Source organism: Erwinia papayae (assembly GCF_058241465.1).
Genome location: NZ_JBZCHT010000013.1, coordinates 1,832,559 through 1,858,176 on the forward strand (window position 1 = coordinate 1,832,559; position 25,618 = coordinate 1,858,176).

The 25,618-nt window shown below is 50.8% G+C and carries 22 protein-coding genes, 1 tRNA gene and 2 pseudogenes; 13 read left to right on the forward strand and 12 right to left on the reverse strand.

Annotated features, from left to right (window positions below; translation table 11 throughout):
• Positions 1-18: 18 nt before the first annotated feature.
• Both AC3RPL_RS24730 and aspA read right to left on the reverse strand, forming a co-directional pair.
• Complete coding sequence (locus AC3RPL_RS24730; protein ID WP_490741919.1) at positions 19-1,320, reverse strand: anaerobic C4-dicarboxylate transporter; 1,302 nt, start codon at positions 1,318-1,320, stop codon at positions 19-21.
• Positions 1,321-1,435: 115 nt separating this feature from the next.
• Positions 1,436-2,869: pseudogene (aspA, locus tag AC3RPL_RS24735) on the reverse strand (aspartate ammonia-lyase).
• 308 nt (positions 2,870-3,177) lie between these two features.
• Here aspA and AC3RPL_RS24740 point away from each other — a divergent pair.
• The 4 genes from AC3RPL_RS24740 (at position 3,178) to AC3RPL_RS24755 (ending at position 6,544) form a co-directional block, all read left to right on the forward strand.
• Positions 3,178-3,642, forward strand: coding sequence for an FxsA family protein (locus AC3RPL_RS24740; RefSeq protein ID WP_034939976.1), 465 nt, complete (start codon positions 3,178-3,180; stop codon positions 3,640-3,642).
• 213 nt (positions 3,643-3,855) lie between these two features.
• Positions 3,856-4,149: a co-chaperone GroES gene (locus AC3RPL_RS24745; protein ID WP_016190751.1), complete on the forward strand. Its 294-nt coding sequence runs from the start codon at positions 3,856-3,858 to the stop codon at positions 4,147-4,149.
• Between the two features lie 46 nt (positions 4,150-4,195).
• Positions 4,196-5,851, forward strand: coding sequence for a chaperonin GroEL (gene groL / locus AC3RPL_RS24750; protein ID WP_034939972.1), 1,656 nt, complete (start codon positions 4,196-4,198; stop codon positions 5,849-5,851).
• Between the two features lie 342 nt (positions 5,852-6,193).
• Positions 6,194-6,544 (forward strand): DUF4156 domain-containing protein, encoded by a 351-nt coding sequence (locus AC3RPL_RS24755; protein ID WP_034940039.1) that lies wholly within the window; start codon positions 6,194-6,196, stop codon positions 6,542-6,544.
• An 87-nt stretch (positions 6,545-6,631) separates the two neighbouring features.
• On the opposite strand, the gene epmB is transcribed toward AC3RPL_RS24755, so the two are convergent.
• A complete protein-coding gene (gene epmB, locus AC3RPL_RS24760) occupies positions 6,632-7,660 on the reverse strand; it encodes an EF-P beta-lysylation protein EpmB (RefSeq protein ID WP_490741920.1) in 1,029 nt (342 codons plus the stop codon).
• A gap of 41 nt (positions 7,661-7,701) precedes the next feature.
• On the opposite strand from epmB, the gene efp reads away from it, so the two are divergent.
• The 3 genes from efp to AC3RPL_RS24775 all read left to right on the forward strand — a co-directional run bounded on the left by efp (position 7,702) and on the right by AC3RPL_RS24775 (position 8,680).
• The gene (efp, locus tag AC3RPL_RS24765; protein WP_034939967.1) at positions 7,702-8,268 is read left to right on the forward strand and encodes an elongation factor P; all 567 of its coding nucleotides are present in this window, start codon (positions 7,702-7,704) and stop codon (positions 8,266-8,268) included.
• Between the two features lie 55 nt (positions 8,269-8,323).
• Positions 8,324-8,455 carry an entericidin A/B family lipoprotein gene (locus AC3RPL_RS24770; protein WP_071995050.1) on the forward strand — a complete coding sequence of 44 codons (132 nt, stop codon included), beginning with the start codon at positions 8,324-8,326 and terminating at the stop codon, positions 8,453-8,455.
• A gap of 90 nt (positions 8,456-8,545) precedes the next feature.
• Positions 8,546-8,680: an entericidin A/B family lipoprotein gene (locus AC3RPL_RS24775; protein WP_034939964.1), complete on the forward strand. Its 135-nt coding sequence runs from the start codon at positions 8,546-8,548 to the stop codon at positions 8,678-8,680.
• A gap of 35 nt (positions 8,681-8,715) precedes the next feature.
• Here the strand turns inward: AC3RPL_RS24775 and AC3RPL_RS24780 are convergent, their stop codons facing one another.
• From AC3RPL_RS24780 to frdA, 5 genes and pseudogenes are all read right to left on the reverse strand, one after another.
• Positions 8,716-9,240 (reverse strand): lipocalin family protein, encoded by a 525-nt coding sequence (locus AC3RPL_RS24780; protein ID WP_034939961.1) that lies wholly within the window; start codon positions 9,238-9,240, stop codon positions 8,716-8,718.
• 74 nt (positions 9,241-9,314) lie between these two features.
• Complete coding sequence (gene frdD / locus AC3RPL_RS24785; protein ID WP_490741921.1) at positions 9,315-9,668, reverse strand: fumarate reductase subunit FrdD; 354 nt, start codon at positions 9,666-9,668, stop codon at positions 9,315-9,317.
• Entirely contained in the window at positions 9,665-10,069 is a 405-nt protein-coding gene (gene frdC, locus AC3RPL_RS24790; protein ID WP_379891137.1) for a fumarate reductase subunit FrdC, read from the reverse strand. The genes frdD and frdC overlap by 4 nt, the downstream gene beginning before the upstream one ends.
• A 10-nt stretch (positions 10,070-10,079) precedes the next feature.
• A pseudogene (locus tag AC3RPL_RS24795) lies at positions 10,080-10,814 on the reverse strand (succinate dehydrogenase/fumarate reductase iron-sulfur subunit).
• A complete protein-coding gene (gene frdA, locus AC3RPL_RS24800; protein ID WP_490741922.1) occupies positions 10,807-12,591 on the reverse strand; it encodes a fumarate reductase (quinol) flavoprotein subunit in 1,785 nt (594 codons plus the stop codon). The pseudogene AC3RPL_RS24795 and the gene frdA overlap by 8 nt, the downstream one beginning before the upstream one ends.
• A 272-nt stretch (positions 12,592-12,863) precedes the next feature.
• Between frdA and epmA the strand changes: the two genes are divergently transcribed.
• Positions 12,864-13,841, forward strand: a complete 978-nt coding sequence (epmA, locus tag AC3RPL_RS24805) for an elongation factor P--(R)-beta-lysine ligase (protein ID WP_034939947.1) — start codon at positions 12,864-12,866, stop codon at positions 13,839-13,841.
• A gap of 43 nt (positions 13,842-13,884) precedes the next feature.
• On the opposite strand, the gene mscM is transcribed toward epmA, so the two are convergent.
• From mscM to rsgA, 3 genes are all read right to left on the reverse strand, one after another.
• Positions 13,885-17,220 (reverse strand): miniconductance mechanosensitive channel MscM, encoded by a 3,336-nt coding sequence (gene mscM, locus AC3RPL_RS24810; RefSeq protein ID WP_490741923.1) that lies wholly within the window; start codon positions 17,218-17,220, stop codon positions 13,885-13,887.
• Between the two features lie 10 nt (positions 17,221-17,230).
• Positions 17,231-18,130, reverse strand: coding sequence for an archaetidylserine decarboxylase (asd, locus tag AC3RPL_RS24815; RefSeq protein ID WP_490741924.1), 900 nt, complete (start codon positions 18,128-18,130; stop codon positions 17,231-17,233).
• A 105-nt stretch (positions 18,131-18,235) separates the two neighbouring features.
• A complete protein-coding gene (gene rsgA / locus AC3RPL_RS24820) occupies positions 18,236-19,297 on the reverse strand; it encodes a small ribosomal subunit biogenesis GTPase RsgA (RefSeq protein ID WP_034939940.1) in 1,062 nt (353 codons plus the stop codon).
• Positions 19,298-19,393: 96 nt separating this feature from the next.
• Between rsgA and orn the strand changes: the two genes are divergently transcribed.
• Positions 19,394-19,939, forward strand: a complete 546-nt coding sequence (gene orn, locus AC3RPL_RS24825) for an oligoribonuclease (protein WP_034939938.1) — start codon at positions 19,394-19,396, stop codon at positions 19,937-19,939.
• A gap of 182 nt (positions 19,940-20,121) precedes the next feature.
• Positions 20,122-20,197 (forward strand) — tRNA-Gly (locus AC3RPL_RS24830).
• Between the two features lie 475 nt (positions 20,198-20,672).
• On the opposite strand, the gene AC3RPL_RS24835 is transcribed toward AC3RPL_RS24830, so the two are convergent.
• A complete protein-coding gene (locus AC3RPL_RS24835; protein WP_490741925.1) occupies positions 20,673-21,122 on the reverse strand; it encodes a winged helix-turn-helix domain-containing protein in 450 nt (149 codons plus the stop codon).
• Between the two features lie 480 nt (positions 21,123-21,602).
• Between AC3RPL_RS24835 and AC3RPL_RS24840 the strand changes: the two genes are divergently transcribed.
• The 3 genes from AC3RPL_RS24840 to AC3RPL_RS24850 all read left to right on the forward strand — a co-directional run bounded on the left by AC3RPL_RS24840 (position 21,603) and on the right by AC3RPL_RS24850 (position 25,614).
• Positions 21,603-22,178: a fimbrial protein gene (locus AC3RPL_RS24840; protein WP_490741926.1), complete on the forward strand. Its 576-nt coding sequence runs from the start codon at positions 21,603-21,605 to the stop codon at positions 22,176-22,178.
• 136 nt (positions 22,179-22,314) lie between these two features.
• Positions 22,315-23,034 (forward strand): fimbrial biogenesis chaperone, encoded by a 720-nt coding sequence (locus AC3RPL_RS24845; RefSeq protein ID WP_490741927.1) that lies wholly within the window; start codon positions 22,315-22,317, stop codon positions 23,032-23,034.
• 39 nt (positions 23,035-23,073) lie between these two features.
• Positions 23,074-25,614 (forward strand): fimbria/pilus outer membrane usher protein, encoded by a 2,541-nt coding sequence (locus tag AC3RPL_RS24850; RefSeq protein ID WP_490741928.1) that lies wholly within the window; start codon positions 23,074-23,076, stop codon positions 25,612-25,614.
• The last annotated feature ends 4 nt before the right edge of the window (positions 25,615-25,618 follow it).

The window sequence follows — 25,618 nt, forward strand, 5'->3', positions numbered from 1 at the left end:
CGCCTCATCTTTAAACGTTTACAGAAACAGGTGGCCAAACAGAAATCCGCAGGCGACGGACAGAACAATGGCCAGCGTACCCGGTACGATAAACGGGTGATTGAACACAAATTTTCCAATCCGGGTAGAGCCGGTATCATCCATTTCGACTGCTGCCAGCAGCGTGGGATAGGTAGGTAATACGAACAGGGCTGACACAGCGGCGAAAGAGGCTACCGCCGTCACGGGCGATACACCCAGCAGAAGGGCGGCGGGCATCAGCGCCTGAGTGGTGGCCGCCTGGGAATAAAGCAGCGTGGAAGCAAAAAACAGGATGACTGCCAGCATCCAGGGATGATCACTTAACAGTTCACCGGCAACCTGTTGGATATCACTGATGTGCGCTTTTACAAAGGTATCCCCCAGCCAGGCCACACCCATCACACAAATGCAGGCGCTCATACCGGATTTGAAGGTACTGGCCGAGAGGATCCTGGCGGTATCCACTTTGCAACACAGGCAAATCAGGGCGGCGGTGGTCAGCATAAACACCACAATCGCGTCGTTGCGCGGCAATACAGGGTTGGCGATGAGTCCAACGTTTTTGCTGATGGCGGTGGCGTAAAGAACCACCGCGACGATACCCAGCAGGAACAGCATCACGGCGCGCCGGGCACCGGGCTGTGGTTCAACATCCTGTGTGCCGCGTAGCACCGTCTCGCCGTCCGCCAGACGCTGCTGATAAACCGCATCATCTTTCAGCTCGCAACCAAGAAAGTTGGTGACCAGTGCGGCAAGAAAAATAGCCACCATGGTTGATGGAATGGCGACCGCCAGCAGGTCCAGATAACTGACGCCTCGCGGTTCGAGAATGCCGGAAAGAAACACCACCGCAGCAGAAATTGGTGAGGCGGTAATGGCGATTTGTGACGCAACCACCGCGATCGACAGCGGACGGGAAGGGCGTACGCCCTGCTCCTTTGCCACCTCGGCGATCACCGGGAGGGTTGAAAAGGCGGTGTGGCCTGTACCGGCCAGCAGGGTCATGACATAGGTCACCAACGGTGCGACAAGGGTAATGTGCTTCGGGTGTCTGCGCAGCAGGCCTTCTGCAAGACTTACCAGATAATTCATCCCACCCGCGACCTGCATCGCAGCAATGGCGGCGATCACCGCCATGATGATTTCAATCACCTCACTGGGGATGACGCCGGGTTTTATCTGGAAACCCAGCGTGAGGATTAAGGTGCCCACGCCCCCCGCAAAGCCGATACCGATGCCGCCCAGTCTGGCCCCAAGATAGATCGCTGCCAGCACGATAATTAATTGCGGCACAACCATAGTTTTTCTCCCTGCATGTATTTGCTAATTAACCGTTAAAAATATGTGGAAAACGCCCACAAAAAAGGCACGTCGTTCTGAAAACGCCCGTGCCTGGTTGGCTCAACCTGTCAATTTACTCATCTTCATCTGTATAACGTCTGGCCTTGTAAGCCGGGTACATCAGATTGTGGGTAGAGAAGATGTCATCGAGCTCCGCTTCGGTCAGCAGGCCTCGTTCCAGTACGACTTCGCGAACGCTTTTGCCCGTCTCAGCGCAAATCTTGCCTACGATATCGCCGTTATGGTGACCGATATACGGGTTCAGGTAGGTCACGATGCCAATAGAATTGAATACATAGGCTTCACATACCGCTTTGTTAGCGGTGATGCCGTCTACACATTTATTCAGCAGATTGCTACAGGCATTGGTCAGAATATCCACGGATTCAAACATCGCCTGGCCGATAACCGGTTCCATCACGTTAAGCTGCAACTGTCCCGCTTCGGAAGCCATGGTCACGGTGACGTCATTGCCAATCACCTTGAAACAGACCTGATTAACCACTTCTGGCACGACCGGATTCACCTTGGCAGGCATGATCGACGAACCCGCCTGAAGTTCCGGCAGATTGATCTCATTCAGACCCGCACGCGGCCCGGAAGAGAGCAGGCGCAGGTCGTTACAGATTTTGGACAATTTCACCGCCAGACGTTTCAGGGCGCTGTGCACCATCACGTAGGCACCGCAGTCTGACGTGGCTTCAATCAGGTCTTCCGCCGGTACGCAGGGCAGTTTGCTGACTTCAGCCAGCTTCTTCACCGCCAGTTGCTGATACCCATCCGGCGTGTTGAGGCGCGTACCAATGGCGGTGGCGCCCAGGTTCACTTCCAGCAGCAGCTCGGCGGTGCGCAGAATGTTTTTGATCTCTTCATTGAGCAGCACATTAAAAGCGTGAAATTCCTGGCCCAGGGTCATCGGCACGGCATCCTACAACTGGGTGCGCCCCATTTTCAGGATGGTGTTAAATTCGACGGCCTTGCGCTGAAAACCTTCGCTCAGTTGGCCAATCGCATCCAGAAGCTTCAGAATTGATGAGTAAACCGCAATGCGAAATCCGGTCGGATAGGCATCGTTGGTGGACTGACATTTATTGACGTGGTCATTTGGATTGAGAAACTGGTATTCCCCTTTCTGATGCCCCATCAGTTCCAGACCGATATTTGCCAGCACCTCATTGGTGTTCATATTCACCGAGGTTCCTGCCCCCCCCTGATAAACATCAACCGGAAACTGATCCATGCATTTACCGTTGTTCAGCACCTCTTCACAGGCCTGAATGATGGTATTGGCAATGTTGCGTGGCAGCGTTTTTAATTCTTTGTTAGCCATAGCAGCCGCCTGCTTGACCATCACCATACCGCGAACAAATTCGGGTATATCACTGATTTTACTGTTACTGATAGAGAAGTTTTCAATCGCACGCAGAGTATGAACACCGTAGTAAGCATCCGCCGGGACTTCGCGTATACCTAGCAGGTCTTCTTCGATACGAATGTCATTAGCCATGGGAACCTTCTTATTAATGCCCTTCATCATTTTCAGCGCTTTTGGGCGAGTGGGGTATCACGAACAAAGCGATCACAGGTCGCCGGGGCAACATTTTATCCATTTTGAATTTTCGGAACACGATTATCTTCGCTTAATTGTAACGATAACGTCGCCGCTTATGTGGTTAAGCCCGTTTCAGTCTGTTGGCATGAATTTCCTCTGCGGTGGTTGAAAAATGCCTTTCAGGCGCCAACCTCATGCAGTATGACTATCCTTTTTTGCCCTTACGCCCCGTGCGGAATGGCCCTGACTGACAGGAGAATACGGTGCGTCTGATACCGTTTATTGTGCTTTTTGTTCTGGCGTGGATTGAGATCACCCTCTTTATCCAGGTTGCACATGTGCTGGGTGTGCTGGTCACTATGCTGCTGGTGATAGTCAGCTCCTGCATGGGAATTTCACTGGTAAAACAGCAGGGCATGAAAAACTTCATGCTGATGCAGCAGAAGCTGGCAGCGGGCGAGAGTCCGGCTGCCGAAATGATCAAAAGCGTGTCACTGATTCTGGCCGGCTTTCTCCTGCTGCTTCCCGGCTTTTTCACCGACCTGTTGGGTTTGCTGTTGCTGTTGCCGCCGGTGCAGCGACATCTGACATTGAAACTGATGCCACATCTGCGGGTCTGGCGGGGTGGGCAAGGTGCCGGTGCGGAGAGCGGCTTTACCGTCGACGGCGAGTATGAGCGTAAGGATGCGAAACGCCTTGAACACGACGATAACCGTGATGACAGGTAAACAATCTCAAAGGCGGAATTTTCCGCCTTTTTGTTTTTTAATGTGAAGCCGTGCGCAATATTTGTTCATTTGTGACACAGAAGAAAAAAAATTCTTTTTTTGCCCTTGAAAGCCCCAGCCACTGTCCCTATCTCTTTCGTCACGAAACCGTGCCAGTGAGGCCCGGTGTTCATCCCAAAAGACAGATCTGGATTTCTCAAAGGAGAGCTATCAATGAAAATTCGTCCACTGCACGACCGTGTGATCGTCAAGCGTAAAGAAGTGGAATCTAAATCAGCTGGTGGCATTGTTCTGACCGGCTCCGCAGCAGGCAAATCAACTCGTGCCGAAGTGCTGGCGGTGGGTAATGGTCGCATTCTGGAAAGTGGCGAAGTCAAACCACTGGACGTTAAAGTGGGCGACGTCGTTATTTTCAACGAAGGCTACGGTGCGAAAACTGAGAAAATCGACAACCAGGAAGTGCTGATCATTTCTGAAAGCGACATCCTGGCAATTGTTGAAGCCTGATTTGCACCTGACTCACTGAACGAAAAGAACTTAAGGGATATTTATAATGGCAGCTAAAGACGTAAAATTCGGTAATGACGCTCGCGTAAAAATGTTGCGTGGCGTGAATGTTCTGGCAGACGCGGTAAAAGTGACCCTTGGCCCGAAAGGCCGTAACGTGGTGCTGGATAAATCTTTTGGTGCACCTACCATCACTAAAGATGGCGTTTCTGTTGCGCGTGAAATCGAGCTGGAAGATAAGTTCGAAAACATGGGCGCACAGATGGTGAAAGAAGTTGCTTCTAAAGCCAACGATGCGGCAGGCGACGGTACCACCACGGCAACCGTTCTGGCTCAGTCAATCGTTAACGAAGGTCTGAAAGCCGTTGTTGCGGGTATGAACCCGATGGATTTGAAGCGCGGTATCGACAAAGCTGTGGTTGCTGCTGTTGAAGAACTGAAAAAACTTTCTGTTCCTTGCTCTGACTCCAAAGCTATCGCTCAGGTGGGCACCATCTCTGCTAACTCTGATGAGAGCGTGGGTACACTGATTGCCCAGGCAATGGAGAAAGTCGGTAAAGAAGGCGTTATCACCGTTGAAGAAGGCACCGGCCTGCAAGACGAGCTGGACGTGGTTGAAGGTATGCAGTTTGACCGTGGCTACCTCTCCCCTTACTTCATCAACAAAGCTGAAACCGGTGCAGTTGAGCTGGAAAGCCCGTTCATTCTGCTGGCCGACAAGAAAATCTCCAACATCCGTGAAATGCTGCCGGTACTGGAAGCGGTCGCTAAAGCCGGTAAACCTCTGCTGATTATTGCAGAAGATGTTGAAGGCGAAGCACTGGCAACGCTGGTGGTCAACACCATGCGTGGCATCGTGAAAGTGGCTGCGGTGAAAGCACCAGGTTTCGGTGACCGTCGCAAAGCCATGCTTCAGGATATCGCGGTACTGACTGGCGGTACTGTTATCTCTGAAGAGATCGGTATGGAACTGGAAAAAGCCACCCTGGAAGACCTGGGCCAGGCTAAACGTGTGGTGATCAACAAAGACACCACCACTATCATCGATGGTGTGGGTGAAGAAGCGACTATCTCTGGCCGTGTGACTCAGATCCGCCAGCAGATTGAAGAGGCAACTTCTGATTACGACCGTGAGAAATTGCAGGAGCGTGTGGCTAAACTGGCAGGCGGCGTGGCCGTGCTGAAAGTGGGCGCAGCAACTGAAGTTGAAATGAAAGAGAAGAAAGCGCGCGTTGAAGATGCTCTGCATGCAACCCGTGCTGCGGTTGAAGAAGGCGTGGTTGCCGGTGGTGGTGTTGCGCTGGTGCGCGTTGCTGCCGTGCTGGCAGGCCTGACCGGTCAGAACGAAGATCAGAACGTGGGGATCAAAGTTGCCCTGCGTGCGATGGAAGCGCCTCTGCGTCAGATCGTCTCCAACGCTGGTGAAGAGCCTTCCGTTGTTGCTAACAATGTTAAAGCGGGCGAAGGCAACTACGGCTATAACGCGCAGACTGAAGAATACGGCAACATGATCGACTTCGGTATCCTGGATCCAACCAAAGTTACCCGTTCTGCTTTGCAATACGCCGCATCCGTTGCGGGTCTGATGATCACCACTGAATGCATGATCACCGAACTGCCGAAAGGCGATGCGCCTGACTTAGGTGCAGGCGGTGGTATGGGCGGCATGGGTGGAATGGGCGGCATGGGCGGCATGATGTAATACCCCCCACCTTGCTAAGAACAAACCCTCTGTCTCTGACAGGGGGTTTTTCTTTTTGCGGGGAAAATAGTATAAAAGCCTGTCCCAACGGGCGTGTATTGTTGTAGTCACTCTGGAGACGGACAGCGCGGAACAACCGGAGCGTACAGGTAGTACGGAAGGATTGTGAGCACTGCCCAGGTTCAAAATGGCAAAAAAATAGCCTGGTGGGCCTGGCGCTAAGTTAGCGCGTAATAACAGACCTGAATAATACTCTGACAGCTGGCTGAGCAATGGATGCTTACGTAAAAACCGGGACGTTCGGTACGATCAGGAACTCTGATGATAATAATGGGGAAAAAAATGCGGATTAACATTTTGCTGGGAGTTTCAGTCGCGGCGATGCTGCTGGCAGGCTGTAGCAGCTCCAAAACGCTCAGTCCTGCGGGAGAGCGAGTGACCTTTACCGACAAACAACCTGCCGCCGGTTGTCAGTTGCTGGGTAATGTGACCGGTGCACAAAGTAACTGGTTGAGTGGCGCTGGCGGCGGTGAAAGCAGCTCCCTACGTGGTGCGGCAAATGACCTGCGTAACCGGGCTGCTGAAATGGGCGGTAATGTGATTTATGGCGCAACCAGCCCCACCCAAACTATCTGGTCAAGCTTCGCACCGCTGGACAGCAAAATGAGCGGCCAGGTCTACAAATGCCCGTGATAAACCGGGCAGGCTGAATGGATGTTAAAGGGGCGAATCAATCTGCACTCGCCCCTTCAGATTGTCGGGCACACAATTTTACGTGGTTCAGACCTGACGCAACTGCAAATCGAGCGGCGTTTTCGCCGGCTCTCCGCCAATCTCTCTGGCCAGCTTCGGAACCAGATAGCCAGAAACCTGCCCTAACAGTTCGCGCACAATCCTTCGCGCTTCGTCATCAGAAACCCAAAAATGGGCCGCGCCCTGTACTTTATCCAGTACATGCAGGTAGTAGGGCAGCACGCCTGCATCAAAGAGGGCATTACTCAGCGCGGCGAGGATACTGGCCTGGTCGTTGATGCCACGCAGCAGAACGCTTTGATTCAGTAGCGTCACCCCGGCGCGTTTTAACTGTTGCAGAGCGTCCCTCAGCTCGTCATCAATTTCCTGCGCATGGTTGATATGTGTTACCAGCAGCACTTGCAGACGGGACTGCGCCAGAAGCTCACAGAGCGACAAGGTGATACGACTGGGGATCACCACCGGCAGCCTGCTGTGAATACGTAGTCTCTTAATATGTGGGATCTGTTCCAGTTCAGCTATTAACCAGCTCAGCTCGGCATCTTTCGCCATTAACGGATCGCCGCCGGAGAAAATAATCTCATCCAGTTCCGGCTGGTGTCGGATATACTCCAGCGCCTGATGCCAGTTGCGCTTATTGCCCTGGTTATCAGAGTAAGGAAAATGGCGGCGGAAACAGTAGCGACAATTAACGGCGCAGCCGCCTTTAACCAGTAACAGCGCACGGTTACGATATTTATGTAACAAACCCGGCACAACGCTGCTCTGCTCATCGAGTGGATCGGTGCTGTAACCCGGAGCATCAATAAATTCCTCACGGGCGGTGATCACCTGAAGCAGGAGAGGATCTTGTGGATCGCCTTTTTGCATTCTGGCGGCGAAGGCGCGTGGTACCCGCAAGGCAAAAAGGCGGCGCGCGTCACTGCCCATCGCCAGCGTCGGGTGCGAATCGAGGCCTAAAAGTTGCAGTAATTCATTTGGATCGGTGATTACATCTGCAAGTTGATGCAACCATTCTTCTCGCGAAGGGATGTTTAGGGTTACAATGTCTGCCATTTTTTTGGCTAAGTACCAGTATTAAATTGTAGAGGGCCTTTATGGCGACTTATTCTAGCAACGATTTCCGTCCCGGTCTTAAAATCATGTTCGAAGGCGAACCTTACGCTGTCGAATCAAGTGAGTTCGTCAAACCCGGCAAAGGCCAGGCATTTGCTCGTGTGAAAATGCGTCGTCTGCTGACCGGTTCCCGCGTTGAGAAGACCTTTAAGTCTACCGATTCGGCTGAAGGTGCTGACGTAGTGGATACCAACCTGAACTACCTGTACAACGACGGTGAGTTCTACCATTTTATGCATCCTGAAACTTTCGAGCAGCACCCTGTTGAAGCTAAAACCGTAGGTGATGCCGCGAAATGGCTGCTCGACAACGCCGAATGTATCGTGACCCTGTGGAATGGTAAGCCTATCCAGGTATTGCCGCCCAACTTCGTCGAGCTGGAAGTTGTGGATACCGATCCAGGTCTGAAAGGGGACACCGCTGGTACTGGCGGTAAACCTGCCACCCTCTCTACGGGTGCCGTGGTCAAAGTGCCCCTGTTTGTGCAGATTGGCGAAGTGATCAAAGTTGACACCCGTTCTGCTGAATATGTCTCTCGCGTAAAATAAGCGCATGATCGGGCCTGTTGTCAGGCCCTTTTTACGGCTATGTGGGTCTGAGCAGATGACGAAGCGGATACTCTTTATCGCAGTGGCAATGATGATCTCCAGCGCGCTGAGCGCTTGTAACACTTTTCATGGCTTTGGTGAGGATGTTCAGCATCTGGGTGGTGCTATTTCGCACGCCGCCAGCTGAACACTTTTACTGTACGCAATGTGCGCGTCCGACCAAATTACAGCTATGCTTTAGTTGCTGTATCTTACTTCTGGTTAAAAGGACATTGTCATGTTGAAGAAAAGTATTGTGGCTATCTTTTCCGTTCTGGTGCTCTCATCGGCGCTGACTGCCTGCAACACCACGCGTGGTGTGGGTGAAGATGTATCAGCCGGTGGTCGTGCCATTCAGCGCAGCGCTCAGTAGCAAAACGCCGGTGCTTTCATCGCACCGGCGTTATCTCACTTCTGTGTTACCCAAATCAATTTAGTCACGTCAAACCCGGCCTGTCGGGCCTGTGTGAGCAGCTGCTCTTTGACCTGCTCCGGCAGCTGTGGCTGTCGCGAAAGGATCCACAGATAATTGCGATTCGGACCGCAGACCAGTGCATACTGATAGTCTTTGTCCAGCGCTATCACGTTGTAGCCACCATAAAACGGACCAAAAAACGACACCTTAAGTGATGCCCGGCTGGGTGATGCCGTAAAGTAAGCTTTACCCGTGCTTTCCTGCCAGCGCTGTTTTTTGACGTTATAGCCACGATTTACTACCTTCAGGCCACCGTCGTCGCGCTTGCTGTAGGTCGCCGTCACCTGTTCCAGACCGCGCTCAAAGCTGTGGTCGAGCCTGGCGATTTCGTACCAGCTACCCAGATAGAGCGAGGCGTTAAATCCTTCGATGGGGACGACGCCTTTCGGCGGGGTGGTGCTACAGGCAACGGAAAGCAGTGCGCCAGCGCCTGCGGCCAGCATTTTCCACAGAGACATAAGCTATTCCTTTATTATTGAACAGCCTGAGTATAGGTGTTTTTCACCCAGGCGGCAGGAGTGCCGCCTGAGATTTACAGGGTTAACACGCCGATGACGGTAACGACGGTCAGAATGGCGGCCAGTCCGTAAAATACCCATTTGCCAGCCGGGATGTGGATTTTCAGATCGTGCATGGCGTGATGAAGACGGTGGAGCGCGCACCATAAGGGCAGCACAATAGCGAGGAAAATCAGCCCCCGGCCCGGCCAGCTCCCGGTAAAATCCAGAATACGTTCGTAGCTCAGCGCCTGCCTGCCAACACCCAGCGGCAGCAGCACGCCAATAAGCAGCACCAGCACCGGAGAAACGATGGCTGCCCACATGCCACCGGCACCAAACAGGCCCCAGAACAGCGGTTCATCAGAACGGGTAGTGGTTGTTTTCATCGTACCTCCTGGAGAAAAGTCGCGGTCAGCACGACAACGCTGACGACGATCGTTACTGCCCACAGCGCTTTAATGATCGGTTCCGGCGATAGTTTTTTATCACCAATAACGATTACCGCCGCTTTAGGTGCCAACTCAAACCAGGTTTTACTGTGCAGCAGTGCCGCCGCCAGCGAGAAGATATTCAGCAGCAGTACCACCGGGTGCTGAAGAAAGGTGACAAAACCCTGCCAGCTTTCTGCGCCATGCTTAAGTGCAAACAGCCCGCTAATCAGCTCAATGCTGAACCACAGCGCCGGAATGGCGGTGCCCTCTCGTAGCATGTAAAAACGGTAAAAGCCCGATTTTTGCCACCAACTGGCGGCCATTGGGCGATGATAAGCATTACGTTTGGTGGTCATCACGCGCTCCTTACTGAGGCCTCAGGGTTGCAATCATAAAGTCTTTGGCACTTTCAACTTTGCTCTGTTGGATGGCTGCCGCCGGATCGGCGTGTTTCGGACAGACTTCAGAGCAGTAGCCGACAAAGGTGCAGGGCCAGACGCCATTGTCGCTGTTCAGCAGCGGCATACGCTGACGCTTGCCGCGATCGCGGCTGTCAAGGTTATAGCGGTGGGCGAGGGTGATGGCCGCAGGGCCAATAAATTCCGGATTCAGGCCAAACTGTGGACAGGCCGCATAACACAGCCCGCAGTTGATACAGCTGGAAAACTGATGCTACTTAGCCATTTGTGCAGGCGTCTGCTTGCCCGGCCCACGGCTGGCATCCTGATGGCTACCGATAATATAAGGTCTGATGGCTTCCAGACTCTCAATAAAGCGGCTCATATCGACGATCAGGTCGCGTTCGACTGGAAAGTGAGCCAGCGGCTCAACACGCATTCCGTTCGGGTAATGGCGCAAAAAGGTCTTACAGGCCAGCTTCGGCACGTTGTCGACCATCATGCCGCAGGAGCCGCAAATAGCCATCCTGCATGACCAGCGATAAGAGAGATCAAACGCCAGATTGTCTTTGATATAACCCAGCGCATCGAGCAGTGAGGTCTGTTCGTCCCACGGCACATCGAAAAATTCGCTGCGCGGGACCTTGTCTGTTTCCGGGTTGTAGCGCTGGATTTCAATTTTACAGCGAGGTAGTTCAGACATGCTGACTGCTCTCCTTACTTTCTGCTTCGGCACCGTAGACACGTTTTGCCGGTGGCAGACGGGTAATATTGACCTCGTCCCAGGCAATGGTGGGTGCGCCCTGTGGATTGAAGAAACTGAGAGAATGTTTGAGAAAATGCGTGTCGTCGCGTTGTGTGCAGCCTTCATCAAGCCGCTGATGCGCGCCACGGAACTCTTTACGCTGGAAGGCAGAATGGGCCATGCATTCAGCGACATCCAGCCCGTGGCCCAGCTCAATGCTGTAGAGCAACTGGGTGTTGAAAACGCTTGAAGTATCGCTGATGCGTACCCGGCTGAAGCGTTCTTTCAGCTCCGCCAGTTTATTGATGGTTTTTTCCATCAGCTCCGGGGTGCGATAGATGCCGCAGCCTTCTTCCATGGTCTGGCCCATCTCATCGCGAAGCCGGGACCAGCTTTCGTCCCCCTGCTGGTTAACCAGCCCTTTCAGCCGCCGTTCACAGTCTCTGGCCTGGGCTTGCAGGCTGGTCGTCGCGGTTTTGTTGTTTTCCAGCGCCCGTGCGGCGGCAGTCTCTCCGGCCAGTCGCCCGAAGACCACCAGTTCAGCCAGCGAATTAGAACCAAGACGATTGGCACCGTGCAGTCCCACCGAGGAACATTCACCCACTGCAAACAGGCCGCAGATTCGGGTTTCACACCGGGCATCGGTTTCGATGCCACCCATCGTGTAGTGTGCTGTGGGACGGATGGGAATGGGGCTGGTAACCGGATCGACGCCGCCGTAGGCTTTACTCAGTTCGCAAATAAACGGCAGGCGCTCCTGTAGTTTCTTCTCTCCAAGATGGCGGAGGTCAAGATAAACCACTTCACCACGCGGGGTATGGATGGTGCGTCCCTTTTGCGATTCGTGCCAGAAAGCCTGAGAAACTTTGTCCCTTGGTCCCAGCTCCATATATTTGTTTTTAGGTTGGCCGAGAGGCGTTTCCGGGCCAAGGCCGTAATCCTGTAAATAACGATAGCCGTCCTTATTCACCATGATGCCACCTTCGCCGCGACAGCCTTCGGTCATCAGAATGCCAGAGCCTGGGAGGCCGGTTGGGTGATACTGCACAAACTCCATGTCACGAAGCGCAATACCATGACGTAAAGCCATCCCCATACCGTCCCCGGTGACAATGCCGCCGTTGGTGTTGTAGCGATAGACCCTTCCTGCGCCGCCGGTTGCCAGTACCACCGCGCCCGCATGGATCTGCAGCAGGGTTCCCTCCATCATATTCATCGCTACCAGCCCGCGAGCCTGCCCCTCATCCACCAACAGGTCGAGGACAAAATGCTCATCAAAGCGGGTGATTTGTGGATATTTCAGCGAGGTCTGGAACAGCGTGTGCAGCATGTGAAAGCCGGTTTTGTCGGCGGCGAACCAGGTTCGTTCGATCTTCATACCGCCAAAACGGCGTACGTTAACCGACCCATCCGGGCGACGACTCCAGGGGCAGCCCCATATTTCCAGCTGAGCCATCTCCTGCGGGCAGTGTTCGACAAAATAGTCCACCACATCCTGCTCACAAAGCCAGTCACCTCCTGAAACCGTATCCTGAAAGTGCAGATCAAAACTGTCATGATCCTGGGTGACCGCAGCAGAACCGCCTTCTGCCGCTACGGTGTGGCTGCGCATAGGATAAACTTTGGAAACCAGAGCAATAGCCAGGGTTGGGTTTGCTTCAGCCGCGGCGATAGCTGCGCGGAGTCCCGCCCCGCCAGCGCCGACAATCACCAGATCGGCAGTATAAGTTTGCACGATGTTCTTCCTGTCAGAATAGAGGATGAGGGGAAAGCCCCCTGTTTCCGGGGTGGACAGTATAAGACTGCCGGTTAACTGCAAACTTGATGTGTTCAGGTATTTGCGTGCGAAATAAGCGTCAAAAATACGATCGTTCCTGCGTTTTTTACCGCAGCGCGTCGCTTGCTGCGCAGGCGATAAACGACGATGCTTAATTTATCCACACAGATTTGTTTGTCGCTGCCTGCTCGGGTAGACTGCTTCACCCTGCTAAATGAGGAGTAGAAACTATGAGCGATACGGCCAGTTGGTTGCCGAGCGCGCCCATCGCCAATTTATTAAAACGGGCGGCAATTATCGCTGAAATACGGCGCTTTTTTGCCGATCGTGGGGTGCTGGAAGTAGAAACCCCGGCGATGAGCCAGGCGACTGTGACCGATATCCATCTGTTTCCTTTTCAGACGCGCTTTGTTGGTCCGGGAGCCGCTGACGGCCTGGATCTCTATCTGATGACCAGCCCGGAATACCATATGAAGCGTCTGCTGGCTGCGGGCAGTGGCCCCATTTTCCAGCTGTGTCGCAGTTTTCGTAATGAAGAAGCCGGACGCCATCACAATCCCGAATTCACCATGCTGGAATGGTATCGGCCGCATTACGATATGTACCGGTTAATGAATGAAGTGGACGATCTGCTTCAGCAGGTGCTGGAATGTGCCCCGGCGGAAACGCTTTCCTATCAGCAGGCGTTTATCCGTCATCTGGAGATTGATCCGCTGTCGGCCGATAAGGCCCAGCTGCGCGAGGTAGCCGACAGGCTGGGTGTGGGCGACCTGGCTAACCGGGAAGAAGATCGCGATACCCTGCTGCAACTACTGTTTGTCATCGGGGTTGAACCACAGATTGGTAAAGAAAAGCCGGCCTTCGTTTATCACTTTCCGGCAACTCAGGCGGCCCTGGCGGAGATCAGTACGGAAGATCATCGGGTAGCTCAGCGTTTTGAGGTCTATTTCAGGGGAATGGAATTAGCCAATGGTTTTCGTGAACTGACCGACAGCCGCGAACAGCGCCAGCGTTTTGAGCAGGATAACCGCAAACGCGCCGCTCGTGGTCTGCCTCAGCAGCCGATTGACAGCTATCTGCTTGACGCCCTGGCGCATGGTATGCCGGAGTGCTCCGGTGTGGCGCTGGGGGTGGATCGCATGGTGATGCTGGCACTGAAAGCGTCACAGCTCAGTGAGGTGATCGCGTTTTCAGTCGATCGCTGTTGATGGTGAGCCGCTCAGGGATAATGCTCTCCCTGAGCCAGCCGCCTTACAACCCACCCGAGCGATAAGTTCGGGCAGCAGGTGCTGCCGGGTTAGTTGCTACTTTGCGGCCGATTGTTTCCATTCTTACCTGAAACGGTGGGAACGGCATTTCCAGACCCTGTTCCTGATAGCCGCGCAGTATCAACTGATGCAGATCGTGGCGCAGTGGCATACGGTGTCCCATTTCTGCGGCATGAATGCGCAATTCGAATAACTGAATTCCCTGTTGTAAATCAACCAGCCAGGCCTCCGGCTGCGGGACATCCAGCACATACTGGCAACGTTCTGCAGCGGTCAGCAACACCCTGGTGACTTCTTCGCTGTCAGCCTCCGCCGCAGCCGGAATGGTCAGCACCACCCTGGTGACCGAGTCAGAAAGGGACCAGTTAATAAACTGTTCGGTGATAAAGGCCTTGTTCGGCACAATAATCTCTTTACGGTCCCAGTCGGTAATGGTGGTGGCACGGGTATTGATACGTGTGATGCTGCCGGTCAGATCGCGGATGGTCACGGTATCGCCGATGCGAATGGGTTTCTCAAACAGAATAATCAGGCCGGAAATAAAGTTGGCGAAAATCTCCTGCAAACCAAAGCCCAGCCCGACACCCAGTGCGGCGACCAGCCATTGCAGCTTCGACCAGTCGATGCCGATCATTGAGAAGCCCATCAGACCACCGAACAGGATCAGCAGATATTTGGTGACGGTGGTGATGGCATAGCCGGTGCCGGGGGTCAGATTAAGGTGTTGCAGCAGAGCCAGCTCAAGCAGGGCGGGCATATTTCTCACCAACTGGGTGGTGATGATCAGCACCAGAATGGCGATCAGCACTGAGCCGAGCGTGATGGGTTGCAGACTCTCCACGCCCTGTACGGTAGTGCTGACATCCCACAGATTAATATTCTCCAGAAAGCCGAAGGCGGAGTGAATTTCTGACCACAGAACGATAACTGACACCAGCGCAATCAGCGTCAGGATTGAGCGAACCAGGCGCAGCGACTGGGCGCTGATGGTATCCAGATCGACAACCGGCTCATCCATATCCGGCACATCAGAGTTATGCTGGGCGGCGATAACATCCTCTTCGCCCCTGGCGCGTTGAGCAAGAATATCTGCCCGACGTGTTCGCGCCCTGTCAAAGGCGATTCGTCGCCGTTGGATAAGCATCCAGCGGCGAATGATGTGATAAATCACCAGCAACAGAAACCAGATGGCGACCGAGGTTTCCAGTCTTGCCAGCAGTGCCTGTGCGGTTGCAAGGTAACCAGTACAGGATGCCAGTGCGGCAATCAGCGGTATGCCAATCAACAAATTCCACAGCACATTACTGATAAAGTTCTGACCATTACCCTCTTTATCGAGGTACAGCGGGATACCGGCGCGTTTCAGGCTGATAGTGACCAGACTCAGTGCGCAACAAATGAGAATAAAGCAGAGTCTGCCCAGCGTAGCGGAGAACTGCCGGTCTTCCAGATTATCAAAGCTAATCAGCAACATAATCAGCGGCACGACAAAGCCGACGCACAGGCTGTAAAAACGCATCGCTCTGGCAACCCGGTTTTGCTGCCAGCGGAAATGAACAATAAACAATCCCTTCTGGCGGGCGAATCCGGCACTGATCATAAAGGCCCACAGCAGAGGCACGGTAGCCGTCACGCCGTCGCCGATCGCGACGGCAATCGGGTAAGGCCAGGCGTGTTGCAGACCGTAGCCCAATGCCATCCACAGCACCGGCAGGGGAAGGGCCACCAGAATTGACCAGAACACGGTGCGCAGGGTCAGCGCAAATTTATCCTGAGTGACCTTACCAACTTTACTGGCTGAGCGGTTAAGGAAGTCACGATAGTGGCGACGTGAACTGAGACTGAAGCCGACCAGCAACAGAGCGCCAAGGATTGGCAATATGGTTTCCTGGCTGGTAGACATCATCACCAGCGCGCCACCCAGCTGCCCAAGGGTATCCAATGACAGCAGGGTTTTCAGATCGCGCATCACATCCAGTGGAAAGCTGAGACTCAATGGGCTGACATCTGCCGTCCAGAACAGGTAGCGGTGGGTGGCTTCCCGCACCTCGCGCAAGGCATCCTGTAACTGACCATTCGACACTTTCAGCTTGGTCACTTCGAGGATCAGATTGTCGCTGCCGGAGAGGAGCGATCCGAGCAGCTCGCGCTGGGTTTTGATCTGCGCGGTGAGGATCCTGCGTTGATCGCTGGTTAGCGGAGTACCGTCATCCTGTCTGGCCATCAGCAGCTGCTGCTGCCGTTCCAGCAGATCTTCATAATGCAGACGTTGCACGCGCAGCTGGCCCATTTCACTGTCCAACTGCTGCGACTTGGGCATTTCCGGTAGCCGGGCGACCTGGGCACGCAGCGCCTCACCCAGCACATTAGAAACGCCCAGCCACTGTGACTGCTCGCGAAGGGTATCCAGCGCCTGGCGGACCTGCATGATCTGATTTACCGCCGTGCGCTGCTGTGAAACCACCAGACTCATCTGCTGAGCCTGTTGGTTCAGCGCTTCGGACAACTCGCGGTTGATGCGAAACTGTCTGCTGATATTTTCAGGCAGGTCACCGCTGTTTTCTGCCAGCTGCTCGGTTTTCTCCAGAGCCTGCTCGGCTTCCTGCTGACGGCGGCTGTTAAGTTGGTTGCGTAGCTCCTGTAATCCGCTGTCCAGCTGGCTGGCTCGTTGCTGATGATACTCGCTGCGCATACGTGCCAGTTCCTGGCGGTTGTTAGCCGAAAGCTGTGCCAGTTCCAGCTCATCCACCCGCGCCTTTCTGGCTGCCGACTCCGCCTGACGGGCAGCAAGTTGCGCTTGCGCCAGTGGGGTCGCGGCGGGTGGTTGTCCCTGAAGTCGCCGTTGAATCTCGTTAAGCGCACGCCTGGCTTCAGTCTGTTGTTGAGGCAACTGCGCCAGAGAATCGTTGATATCCCTGACGTGGTCCTGTTCCTGCTGCGACAATCGTCCCTCTTCCAGCAGCTGACTGCTTACCTGAAGGATCTCCTGATCCAGTTCAGAGGCGGTCATCGTGCTGCGCACCGTTTTTGGGCTGTCGGTCAGGGCGGTTATCTGCTGCCGTAGTTCGCGAGACAGTTTGGGGAAGTTGTCGATGATTTGCTGATAATCACTGGCGTTGGCCTGCGATTTTTGCAGTTCATCCAGCCAGTTGAGTGCTGACTGTAAGCTTTCTACAATTTCCGCCTGATTTGGCGTGTTTTTATTGGCTTGTGTTTCTTCAAGCGTCTGTTTGAGCTGTGCTGCGGTGGGGACGGCGGCGGCACAGACGGGCTGGTACAGTGCCCAGCCCAATAACATAACCAGTATCAGACGTAACATGGTGGCTCTGCTACGGGTGGTGCAGGACGCTTGATGCCTGCTCCTTGTGTACCCCGGTTGCCAGGGTCTGACCACAACGCGTTTTACTCTCTGCTGCCAGATGCTCTGCCAGCTTCACTTTACCCGGCGCGAAGAGATTGATCACCGTTGAACCCAGTTTGAAACGCCCCATTTCCTGGCCTTTCAGCAGTACAACCGAACCTTCTTCTTCTGCACCAGGCCAGCTACAGCGTTTGATTATGCCTTCACGCGGCGGCGTCACCGTGCCAGCCCAGACAGTTTCGATGCTGCCTACAATAGTGGCGCCCACCAGAATTTGTGCCATCGGACCAAATTCGGTATCAAACAGGCAGATAACACGCTCATTGCGGGCGAACAGATTTGGAATATTCTGCGCGGTCAGCGGATTGACCGAATAGAGATCGCCAGGTACGTAGATCATTTCGCGCAGGATACCGTTGCAGGGCATGTGTACGCGGTGATAATCACGCGGCGCGAGATAGGTGGTGACAAATTCACCGTCGCGAAACAGCTCGCTGATGGCTGCATTACCCGCCAGCAGTGCTTCCAGTGAGTAAGTATGGCCTTTCGCCTGGAACAGTTGATCGCCAGCAATTTTACCAAGCTGACTGATTGCGCCATCTGCCGGCTGTACCAGCAGGTTGGGATCGGTTTCTATCGGACGCACGTCGTCGCGTAGCGGGCGGACAAAAAAATCATTGAACGTACGGTAGCTGGCGGTGTCGGGCTTTTGCGCCTCGTTCATATCCACCTTGTAAAACCAGACGAAAATATCAATTACGGCTTTCGTTAACCAGCCGCCGCGCTTGCTTGCGCCCCATCCGGCCAGTTCAGTAAGGCCTTTTTTGGGCAGAACAGAATTCAGTCCAAGTTTCAGACGATCCAACACAATAGCCTCCTGGCTTGGTAAGCATGCAAAGATATAAGGGTGCGGATTGTAACAGCGCCGGTGCATTCGGGCTATGGCTGTGCAGCGAACCGAACAGGCCTGTTTTTAATCACTGTTTTCTGCAAAACTGCGCCGCGTCTTGAGCTGCATCTCTGACATGCTTTCCAGAATGCGGTGGTAATTATCAAAACGCGACTCATCGATATCACCGCGCTCAACGGCTTCACGGATGGCGCAGCCAGGGTCGGTATCATGTTTGCAGTCGCGGAATTTGCAGTGACCGGCGAACTCCCGGAATTCGACAAATCCACGGGTAATTTGTTCCGGCTCCAGATGCCATAAACCAAACTCACGCACTCCCGGAGAGTCAATCACATCGCCACCATGAGGAAAATGATAGAGGCGGGAGGCCGTGGTGGTGTGCTGGCCCAGACCTGAGACATCCGACACTTCATTAGTCAGAATCTCGTTGGTGCCTGGTTCCAGACCCAACAGGGCGTTGAGCAGACTGGATTTACCGACGCCAGACTGGCCTGCAAAAATGCTGACATTGCCCGTCAGCGCTTCTTCCAGATCCTGCAGACCATTTTTTTGTTGGCTTGACACCATCAGTACGCGATAACCAATCTTGCGATAGATAGCCATTTGCTCATCCACAAACTGGCGGCCTTCTGCATCAAGCAGGTCAATTTTGTTCAGCACCAGCAGCGGCCTGATATCCAGCGTCTCACTTGCCACCAGATAGCGATCAATAATGTTGAGCGACAGCTCAGGCAGGATTGCGGAGACAATCACAATCTGATCGATATTGGCCGCAATGGGTTTTACGCCGTCGTAAAAGTCCGGACGAGTCAGAACAGAGCTGCGTTCATGAACCGCTTCGACGATGCCCTTTGCCGTGGTGCCCTCCTGCAAACCCGGACGCCAGCGCACGCGGTCGCCGGTTACCAGTGAGCGGATAGTGCGGCGAATATTACAGCGGTGATTGACGCCATTGTTATCCTCCACATCGGCATGCATGCCAAAGCGGCTAATGACCACGCCATCCTGCGCATCGCCAAACAGGCTGTCATCGGGTTCAGGCTTATCGTTTCGCTGTTTCAGGCGGCGCTCGTGGTTGGCACTGACACGGCGTTGCTGACCTTTGGACAGTTTGTTTTTACTCACTCTTCCTCACACGGCTTGTCAGACTTCGCCCTGACAGGGCAAAACGTTTATGATACACGCTAACGTTTGATGATATAAGCCACGGCGAGAGACTCTATGACTGCAAATGCCAGTAATTTGATTTGGATTGACCTTGAAATGACCGGGCTGGATCCGGAAAGGGATCGCATTATTGAGATTGCCACGCTGGTGACTGATGCCGACCTGAATATTCTGGCGGAAGGACCGGTTTTTGCGGTACACCAGTCTGATTCACAGCTGGCGTTGATGGATGAGTGGAATGTGAAAACTCACACCAACAGTGGACTGGTCGCACGGGTGAAGGCCAGTGAATATGATGATCGTGCCGCTGAGCTGGCGACAATTGAATTTCTGAAGCAATGGGTGCCAGCGAACAGCTCACCAATCTGTGGTAACAGCATCGGGCAGGATCGCCGTTTTCTGTTTAAATATATGCCGGAGCTGGAGGCCTGGTTCCATTATCGCTATCTGGATGTCAGCACCCTGAAAGAGCTGGCCCGCCGCTGGAAGCCGGAAATCCTGGCAGGCTTTAAAAAGCAGGGCACACATCAGGCTATGGATGATATTCGTGAATCGGTAGCTGAACTGGCTTACTACCGCGAGCATTTTATTCAGTCGTAGTTGATCAAATGGTACGATTTGCCAGAATTTGCGGCAAAGTGCTGAAAATGGCAGCATTTTGCTGATTTAAACAGCAAACGAAACTAATTCAGGATAAAAATTTACTTGCGGTGTTGCAGGGGAATGATTTTTTCGTATAATGCGCACCCCATAACGACACGCTTTTCTAAGCGTCGTACCAAGCGGGAATAGCTCAGTTGGTAGAGCACGACCTTGCCAAGGTCGGGGTCGCGAGTTCGAGTCTCGTTTCCCGCTCCAGTTTTTCCTCCATTATGTTCCACTCTTCTCTGTTAAAGATGCTGTCATTGCCATCATGCTTTCACTATTCCTGGTTACTCTTTAATTGATAAACCATATTCTGATTAATCAATGGCCCTGTTGATTATCGGCATGTTAAGCAATTTCCTTCGTTGAACCCCCAGTCAGTTAATCAGTGTATCCGACCTCCATACAGACTTGTGATGATCAATTTTTTTAATATCACATGGCTCCCATTTTTTATTTTGGTTGGCCGTTGCTCTGTCAGCAGCGAAAAACGTTATTTTACCTTTTTATACACGGAAAAGGCGTTTTGCGAATTTAACCTGGCACGAAAATCAATGTAAAAATTATTTCATCTCACGTCACTTTTATTAATAAAAGATGTTAGTTGTGCAAAAAAATGACTGAATACCCCTCTTTATTCTGAAGAGAATAAAGAGGGGTATTCATTGATATTGTGCAGGCACGGGATTTACTGAGTTAAGAACTTTACTAAGTTTTTACATAGTTTTTTGATGCCGTTTTCAGGATTAGCTGGGCCTGACAGTGTATTTTCCAGCAAAAATGATTCCGGTCTCTCAGTTATTGAAATTTCATTGCTGATTGTCCATCCCTGCCGGGGGCGCGTCTGGATAATATTTTGTCTGAAGCCAGCATTTTTTAACTGTTTACGCAGTTCTGAAATCGTTTGATAAAGTGTATTTGGCGTAACTTCTTTTCCCAGACTCTCCCATCCTGCTTCATACAATGATTTATGACAAACGACCTTACCGGCATTGATGATGAGTAACAGAAGACACCGAGATGCCGTACTGTATAAAGTATTTTCTTCTCTGGTTTCACAATTGATGAGTCGGTTTTTATCTGGAATAAAATCGACAATATTGTTAATGCAATACCTGGTAATTTTACTATTTTCCATAGTGTTAAACATCCTTAAAGAAGCTAACCCAAAGGTTCCAAAAAAAACTGGTACATATTAAGGAGGCCTGATGTGTCTCAACCTTATTGTGCCATTTGTAACGTAGCAGCACGATGTTGGGTCTCGAGTGCATTACTGATGACGTTAGTTATTATCGACAAATTTACGCTAAAGTTAAGTTGAAAGTGCTTAATTAAGTTTTCTCTTTAGCGGTCGCTTTATGATGATGAAGGGAGTTGAGAAGTAAATTATGCAATATTAAGTTTTTTTTTATCGACTAAGTGATTGCTGTGCTCAGGCTAAGTAATCTTTTGAGTGGAATTAGACCTATTTTATGGATTAACACCAGATATTTATGATTGAATGTTTTTTGCAGCATTTTATGTTAACCATGTTGTAAATAAAGTTGCAATTTCTCATTGAGAATATCTCATCAAACCTTGTTTGACTAAAAATATTAAACATATATAGGATATGTATATGAATCTGTTAAATTTTAAAAAAGTAGTTATTTTAACATTGATTGCCGGGTTCTCCTCCTCTGCGGCTACCGCTAACGATGGAACGATATCTTTTACTGGCAACATTTCAGACACGACCTGCGTTATTTCCGGGGGCGATGATACTCAGCTCAATCAGGGCGCTGATTTCACGGTGACGCTGCCAACAGTGAGTACAACAGCACTCAATGCAGCTAATAAATATGCGGGAGATACAAAATTTTATATCAATCTCTCAGGGGACAACTGTACCAATGATAAAATTGCCAACGTGGTTTTTGAAAGGGCACAAAGTACTAACATAGATTCCACAACGGGTTTTCTGAAGAATACAGTGGCGACCACCGGTGGTGGTGCAGGCAATGTTTATATCCGTATCCTTAACAAGGACGCTTCAGCGCTGAACTTATCCTTGCAAAATACCAGCCATCAGCCAGTAACAATTAAAGACAATACCGCCAGTTTCCAGTACTGGGCACAATATGCTTCTGTGGGCGGTGCGGCAACGGCAGGTAAAGTTGCCAGCGATTTGGTCTATTCCGTTACCTATCAATAACCAATACTGGTTAGTCGTATTTTAATTTTATACCCAGGGGACCTGTGTCCCCGTTTAATTAAACGACAACGGAGGGAGAGGGTAGTTTTACCATTTACTCAGCACATGACTGGTTTTTATTAGTAAAGGAATAATTATGTTAAGAACGATAACGCTTCTGCTGGCTATCATTTATCCGGCAACATCATTTTCAGCCATACAAATCATGGCAACCAGGGTCATTTTAAATGCAGAAGAGAATGAACAGTCTTTTGTTATAAAAAATACCGGAAAGACGCCGTCTCTACTTCAACTGTGGCTGGCAGATAAAAATGACGATAGTGTGGAGATAAAAGGTGATATTCCATTCACCATAACACCACCTGTCTCGCGTGTTAATGCACAAAGGAAAAAAGTTTTCAGAATATTAACTGTAGACAATGCGAAATTATCTTTACCTCAGGATCGCGAGAGTGTTTTCTGGATTAACGTCCTTGATGTACCTTCTGATGTGTCAGAAACCGAAAATGCCAACAAATTAAATATTGCGTTCAGAACAAGAATAAAATTATTTTACCGGCCGGTTGGCCTGAAAGGATCGCCCGAGGAATCAGCCACAAGACTGGTTTGGTCAGAGACGAGGTCTGGTGGAGACTATATCTACAAAGTGACTAACAACGAACCGTATCATGTTTCTTTTGCAAATTTATCGCTGAAAGCTGGAGATAAAGAAGTAGCAAACTTAGCCGGAAGTATGGTCGACCCCTACTCTTCTAAGGAATTTGTCTTCAAAGCTGTAAGTAGTAGTAATGTAGAAATGAGTTACAGATATATAACTGATCTTGGTGCCTTTGTTACTGGATATTATAAAAAATAAGCATAATGACTATGGGAAAAAATCTCCGCCTTAGCATTATTGACTAAGTTGGTTTTATTATCTTTTCCTTTTTCTCAGGCTGCCTGGGCTGAACAAGGTGTACAACATGTCGAAAGTAAGGGAAATTCAACAAATCGTAAAGTGAAATTTAATACGGGATTTCTGACAGCCTTCAACAAAGATATTGATCTCTCCTGGCTTGAAAATGAAACCGGCATTAAGCCTGGTCGCTATATATTAGAAGTTTTTCTTAATGGTAAAAATTTAAAAGTCCAGCAGGTTGAATTTGTGATGAAAGAAGGGAAAGTCATACCATGTATTTCACAAAAAATCATGAAAAAAATCGCGATAAATAATAATAAAATGCCTGCTGGCTGGAAGGATCAGCAGTGTCTCGATTTAGCCGGCAGCATACCAGGTTCATCGGCAAAATATGATTATGAAAATGAGCAACTAACGTTAACCATACCGCAAATATATTTGCATGAACAACCTGAAGGATACATTGATCCTTCCCGTTGGGATGACGGGATCAATGCACTGAGTGCCAGCTATTCGCTAAGTGCGAGTAATACAAGCATCCGTAAGCAGCAAAACAGCTCAATGCTTTATGGAAATCTGCTGACGACACTGCGGCTTGGTGCATGGCGCTTCCACACCTACGATTCACTGGTGGCAGGAAGCCAGCAGGGCCAGAGTATTCAACATTTGCAGGCTTATGCTGAGCGGGCGGTGACTCCACTGTTATCCGAGTTGTCTTTAGGAGATCTTAGTACAACCGGGGAGTTTTTTGATACCACATCACTGCGTGGCGGGATCCTGAGAAGTGACGAGCGGATGCTACCCTGGACGGTAAAAGGTTATGCCCCTGAGGTCCGTGGCATCGCATACAGCAATGCAGTGGTAACGGTGAAACAGGGGGAAAACGTTATTTATGAGCAAAATGTCCCACCTGGCGAGTTCAATATCAGCAATATGACAGCGCTAGGCTATGGAGGAAATTTAGATGTTACGGTGACAGAAAGTAACGGTGTCATCAGGACTTTCCAGATACCTTACAGCAGCATTCCCCAATTGCTACGCAAAGGTTATTTCAGATATTCAGTTGCGACGGGTGAGGTACGACGTATTGGTTTAGCGTCTACACCAACATTATTTGAATCCACATTGCAATACGGATTAAGCAATAGCATTACCGCGTATGGTGGATTACAAACTACGTCAGACAAAAATTACAGCGCGCTAAATGGTGGTATGGCGGTCAACACTATTTTAGGGGCAATAAGTGCAGGTGTGACCTACTCTGCGGTGCCAGCTGCATTGAAAACAGAGAAAGAAAGATCTTTAAAGAATAATTCTCGTTTAAAGCTGAGTTACAGTAAATTAATCAGCGAAACCCATACTAACTTCAACGTTGCCAGTTACTATCTGACCGGAGATAATTTTTATACTCTGGATGAGGCTTTGCAAACCAGCGCCAGGCAACTCATCAGCAATGACTGGCGTATGGAGCGTTACAGAAACAGGCTGGAAATCGCCGTCACTCAGGATATTCCAGAGAACTGGGGGCAGCTGGCAATAAGTGGCTGGTGGGAAAAAAATAACAGCACTGGAAAAAATAATAACAGATCATCTTATCTTCTTAGTTATAAAAATAGTTATGGTGCAGTAAATTACAGTATTAATTTTAACAAAACATTAACATTGCAGGGAAAAGAAGATACTGCATATATATTAAATGTTTCTATGCCTTTTGGTTTTAAAAAATCGTCAAGGCCTCGTCTCCGGGCAACAGCAAGTTACGCCAATGATAGTGCAACGTTTCGAACCTCTCTAAGCGGCAGTACACAAGAGGAAGATTCTTCAACAAGCTTTAATACCTACTTCAGTCATTCAAGTCGTAATGATCCCAATTTCGGAATTAATGTAGCTAAAACAAATAATTCTTTACAGAGAAGCATTAGTTACAGTCAGTCGAAAATAAATTCATCTGTAGCAGGATCTATCAGTGGTGGCGTTTTATTTCATAGCGATGGTGCACACTTTTCGCCCTATCTTGGAGAAACTCTTGCGCTTATTGAAGCTAAGGATGCCGAAGGAGCAAGTATTATGGGGAACAGAAATTCTCGTATTGGATCCAATGGTTTTGGCGTATTGGGTAATTTAAGACCATATGAAGTTAATACATTGAATCTGGATGTCAAAGGTGCGCCTGTTAGCTTTGATACTGATGAAGATAGCGTTGAGGTGGTACCAACATCTGGGGCGGTTGTTAAAATAAAATTCGATAATAAAAATAAAAACAGCAGTAGTGTTATTGCCAGGATAAAGACAGACAGTGATGAGTGGATACCTTTTGGTTCCCGAATTTATGATCAGAAAAATAACATTTCAGGTACTTCAGGTCAGGGGGGAGTTACGATTCTTTCTCTGTTCTCAGATTCTCAATATATGGAAGTAAGGTGGCAGGAAGATAAAAGAAAAATAGTCTGTCAAATCACGCCTGAAGAACTAAAACGCACCAAAATACGGGCCAGGGAAGGTGCATCAACGGTTAGTGTTCAGTGCAAAAAAAGATAAGGTA